The sequence below is a fragment of the Burkholderia sp. E168m22 genome, from assembly GCF_001319805.1.
GTDB lineage: Bacteria > Pseudomonadota > Gammaproteobacteria > Burkholderiales > Burkholderiaceae > Burkholderia > Burkholderia orbicola.
On the sequence record NZ_BBSK01000041.1, the window covers coordinates 1 to 4,170 of the forward strand.

At 72.0% G+C, this 4,170-nt stretch carries 5 protein-coding genes and 1 pseudogene; 4 read left to right on the forward strand and 2 right to left on the reverse strand.

Going from position 1 to position 4,170, the window contains the following annotated elements; translation table 11 throughout:
* From AP428_RS12105 to AP428_RS12120, 4 genes are all read left to right on the forward strand, one after another.
* Positions 1 to 679, forward strand: a 679-nt coding sequence (locus tag AP428_RS12105; RefSeq protein WP_054928082.1) for a tetratricopeptide repeat protein, incomplete at its 5' end; no start/stop codon positions are given.
* Positions 680 to 962: 283 nt separating this feature from the next.
* On the forward strand, positions 963 to 1,883 hold the full coding sequence (locus AP428_RS12110) for a biotin--[acetyl-CoA-carboxylase] ligase (protein WP_054928083.1): 921 nt from the start codon (positions 963 to 965) through the stop codon (positions 1,881 to 1,883).
* Complete coding sequence (locus AP428_RS12115; RefSeq protein WP_054928084.1) at positions 1,880 to 2,680, forward strand: type III pantothenate kinase; 801 nt, start codon at positions 1,880 to 1,882, stop codon at positions 2,678 to 2,680. Before AP428_RS12110 ends, AP428_RS12115 begins: the two co-directional genes overlap by 4 nt.
* A gap of 205 nt (positions 2,681 to 2,885) precedes the next feature.
* A complete protein-coding gene (locus tag AP428_RS12120; protein ID WP_054928085.1) occupies positions 2,886 to 3,128 on the forward strand; it encodes a hypothetical protein in 243 nt (80 codons plus the stop codon).
* A gap of 16 nt (positions 3,129 to 3,144) precedes the next feature.
* Here AP428_RS12120 and rfaE2 read toward each other — a convergent pair whose 3' ends face one another.
* Positions 3,145 to 3,630, reverse strand: a complete 486-nt coding sequence (rfaE2, locus tag AP428_RS12125) for a D-glycero-beta-D-manno-heptose 1-phosphate adenylyltransferase (protein WP_006477674.1) — start codon at positions 3,628 to 3,630, stop codon at positions 3,145 to 3,147.
* A 152-nt stretch (positions 3,631 to 3,782) separates the two neighbouring features.
* A pseudogene (locus tag AP428_RS12130) lies at positions 3,783 to 4,170 on the reverse strand (ferritin-like domain-containing protein); the annotation flags it as partial.

The following is a 4,170-nucleotide window of genomic DNA, read 5'->3' on the forward strand; positions in this document are numbered from 1 at the left end:
CGCCGCGCAGCTCGACGAATGGCAGGCGATGGTCACGCAGGCGACCGAGCCGCATGCGCTGGCCCAGTTGCGCACGCTCGCGCGCCGCGGCTCGGGCGCCGCGCAGGCGGCGCTCGGCATCGCGCTCGTCGATGCGCACGAGCCAGGGCTGCGCGACGAGGGGCGCGGCTGGCTGGAAACGGCCGCGGCGGCGGAGGGCAAGGCCGACGCGCCGGCCGCGCGGCGCGCGCAGCTTGCGCTCGGCAAGGCGTTGCTGCTCGGCAGCGGCGACATTCCGAAGGACTATGTGCGCGCCCGCGCGCTGCTCGGCGCCGCGGCCGAACAGGGCGACCCGGCGGCCGCGTACTACCTCGGGCTGATCTATCGCAGCGGCTACGGCATCGCGGCCGACCCGGTGCAGGCCGCGCACTGGTTCGACATCGCGTCGCGCGCGGACATCCCGGCCGCCGACTTCATGCTCGCGAACGCGTACCGCGACGGCAGCGGCGTGTCGCGCGACGACGCGCGTGCGCTCGCGCTGTATCGCCGCGCCGCCGAGCACGAGCTGCCGGAAGCCGTGCAGACGCTCGCGATGGCCTATCGCAACGGCGAACTCGGGCTTCGGCCCGACGCAGACGAGTTCCACGCGCAGTGGATCGAGACCGCGCATGCGCTGAAGCATCCGGTCGTCGCGCCGTGACGGCCGTTCGGCTGGGGGAGCGCACGAGCGTGACCTGGCCGAACGGTGGTTGCGTCGTATGCGTCTTCTGCGAGCCGTCGGCGGCGCACCAATCCTCGTTTCGACCCGCCAAGGCCCGGCGCTGAAGGGCAGGACGCCGCTCGCGTGCAAGATGACGTCGGAAGAGGACATCAAGGCGCTGGAGCGCGGATAGAGATGCAGCGCTAAGCCACGCCGTGTCGTCCTGCAGGTTGGGCGCGCCCTCCGGCGCGCGCCAACGCCCCCTGTCGCTACAATAGGCGCCATGAACGCCCCCACCTCCTCCGACACGCCCGAATCCGGCGACGCGCACATCGCGCGCAACCGGCTCGAGGCGCACCTGGACGCCGCGCCGCGCGCGTGGCCGCTCGACATCGTCGCCGCCACCGGCTCGACCAACGCCGACGTCGCGACCCGGCTCAAGGCGCTGCCGCGCAGCGCGAACGCGTTGCCCGCGCCGCTCGTGCGCGTCGCGTTCGAGCAGACGGCCGGCCGCGGCCGGCAGGGCCGCCCGTGGTTCGCGCAGCCCGGCAATGCGCTGCTGTGCTCGGTCGGCTGCATCGTGCCGCGCGCCGTCGATGCGCTCGGCGGCCTCAGCATCGCGATCGGCGTCGCGCTCGCCGAAGGGCTGGCCACGCTGCCGCTCGACGCCCGCACGCGCGTCGCGCTCAAATGGCCGAACGACCTGCTGCTGACGGCCGACGACGACGGCACGCCGCGCATCGTCGGCAAGCTCGCCGGGATCCTGATCGAAACCGTCTGGACCACCGCCGACGCCACCGCCGTCGTGATCGGCTTCGGCATCAACGTGCGCGGCGCGGAAGCCGTGGCCGCGCAGGTCGACGCGCTGCGCGCGCGCGAAGCGACGCTCGCGAGCGGCCTGCCGCCCGCCGCGCTGTCGATCGCGTGCGCGTCGGCGAACCTCACCGATACGCTCGCCGCGTCGCTGAACGCGCTCACGCCCGCGCTCGCGCAGTTCGGCACCGACGGCCTCGCGCCGTTCCTGCCGCGCTGGCACGCGCTGCACGCGTACGCGGGCCGTGAAGTCGTGCTGCTCGAACAGGGCGTCGAACGCGCGCGCGGCATCGCGACGGGCATCGATGCGGCCGGCCAGTTGCTGCTCGACACGCCGAACGGCATACAAACGATCGCGGCCGGCGACGTGTCGCTGCGCGAAGCGCAATGAGCGAACCGCACCTGCTGATCGACGCCGGCAACAGCCGGATCAAGTGGGCGCTCGCCGACGCGCGGCGCTCGCTCGTCGACACGGGCGCGTTCGGCCATACGCGCGACGGCGGCGCCGATCCCGACTGGTCGCACCTGCCGCGGCCGCGCGGCGCGTGGATCTCGAACGTCGCGGGCGCCGACGTGGCCGCACGGCTCGACGCGCTGCTCGACGCACGCTGGCCGGGCCTGCCGCGCACGACGATCCGCTCGCGGCCCGTGCAATGCGGCGTGACGAACGGCTATACGACGCCCGAACAGCTCGGCAGCGACCGGTGGGCCGGCCTGATCGGTGCGCACGCGGCGTTTCCCGGCGAGCATCTGCTGATCGCGACGTTCGGCACCGCGACGACGCTCGAGGCATTGCGCGCGGACGGCCGCTTCACGGGCGGGCTGATCGCGCCGGGCTGGGCGCTGATGATGCGCGCGCTCGGCACGCACACCGCGCAGTTACCGACGCTGACCACGGATATCGCCAGCGGCCTGCTCGCGGGCGCGCAGGCCGAACCGTTCCAGATCGATACGCCACGCTCGCTGTCGGCCGGCTGCCTGTACGCGCAGGCCGGCCTGATCGAACGCGCGTGGCGCGATCTCGTCGCGGCGTGGCAGGCGCCCGTGCGGCTCGTGTTGGCAGGCGGTGCGGCGGACGACGTCGCGCGTGCGCTGACGGTCGCGCATACGCGGCATGACGCGCTGATCCTGTCCGGGCTCGCGCTGATCGCAACAGACGCGGCCGCCCCGGCAACGACGCAGGATTGACGCAAAAGCGTCGGCATCGCGCCGGCGCGTCGCGACGCAGGCCAAAGTGAGCCCGGCCGGCCCACGTCACGCCGCGAGGCAATACGCGCGGTACCGCGCCAGCGGCCCGCACGAACGGTCAACGAAAGCCATGAAAAAAGCCGGCCATGCGGCCGGCTCGACTGAACGACGTGAATCACGTCAATGACGACAAGGAGTTTCGACGATGCTGCGCTGGCTGATCGCTGTTCTCTTTCTCGCCAACATGCTCGCGTTCGTGGTAGCGCGCGGCATGTTCGGGCCGCTGCCCGCGGCCGGCCCGCGCGAACCGGGCGTGCTGTCGCGGCAGGTGCGGCCCGACGCATTGCGCGTGACACCGCTCGTGCGGGCGACCGACCAGCCGGTCGTCGGCGGCCCGATCGCGGCGCCGGCCGTCACGGCCGCACCGCTCGCGGCGTCCGCCCCGTGACGGCGCCGCGTCGCGCTCACGGTTGTTGCGCGCGCACCTTCTTGAGCAGTGCAGTGGTCGAGCGATCGTGCTCGAACGGAATCGCCAGCGCCCGGCCGCCCCAGCCGCGCACGAGCGCCGATTCCGGCAGCGCGTCCATGTCGTAATCGCCGCCCTTCACGAGGATGTCCGGACGGACGGCTTCGATCAGCGACACGGGCGTCTTTTCCCCGAACGTCACGACCCAGTCGACGCTTTCCAGCGCCGCGAGCAATGCCGCGCGATCTTCTTCGCGGTTGATCGGCCGGTCGTCGCCCTTGCCGAGCATGCGCACCGACGCATCGCTGTTCACGCCGACGATCAGGCAGGCGCCGAGCGCTTTCGCATCGGCGAGATACGTGACGTGACCACGATGCAGGATGTCGAACACGCCGTTGGTGAACACGACGGGCGACGGCAGCGATGCGCGCAGCGCGACGAGGGCATCACGGGTGATCAGCTTGCGTTCGAAAGTGGCGGACATGATGGAGATCGGACGGGATAAACGACGGCGCGCGCGACGGCGGCACCCGATAAAAAGCCCGCCGGACCGGCCGGGCGGGCTTCATGCGACGAGCGCGACACGGTGCCGCGAGCCGGGCGCAACGCGCGCCGGCGGCGGCACACCAGCCGGCCTCAGGCCGGCTGCGCGGCCGACGACGGGCCGCTTTCGGCCTGCAGGCGGCCGGTGACTTCCTTGCGGTAGCGGTTCAGTTCCTGCGCGGTCGCGAACGTGCGCTCGAACAGGATCGACAGGTTGTGCAGAATCCGCTCGACGACCTTCTTCTCCCATTCGCCGTCGAAACGGATCTGCTCGTCGAGCCAGCGCTCGAGCCATTCCGGATCGGGCAGGCGCGACTGCACGGTGTCGCGCGGGAACAGCGCCTGGTTCACGTGCAGGTTGGTCGGGTGCAGCGGCTTCTCGGTGCGGCGCGCCGACGCCATCAGCACGCCGATCTTCGCGAAGGCGGCACGCGCGACGTCGCCGCAGTTGTTCAGCGCTTTCTTCATGTAGCGCAGATAT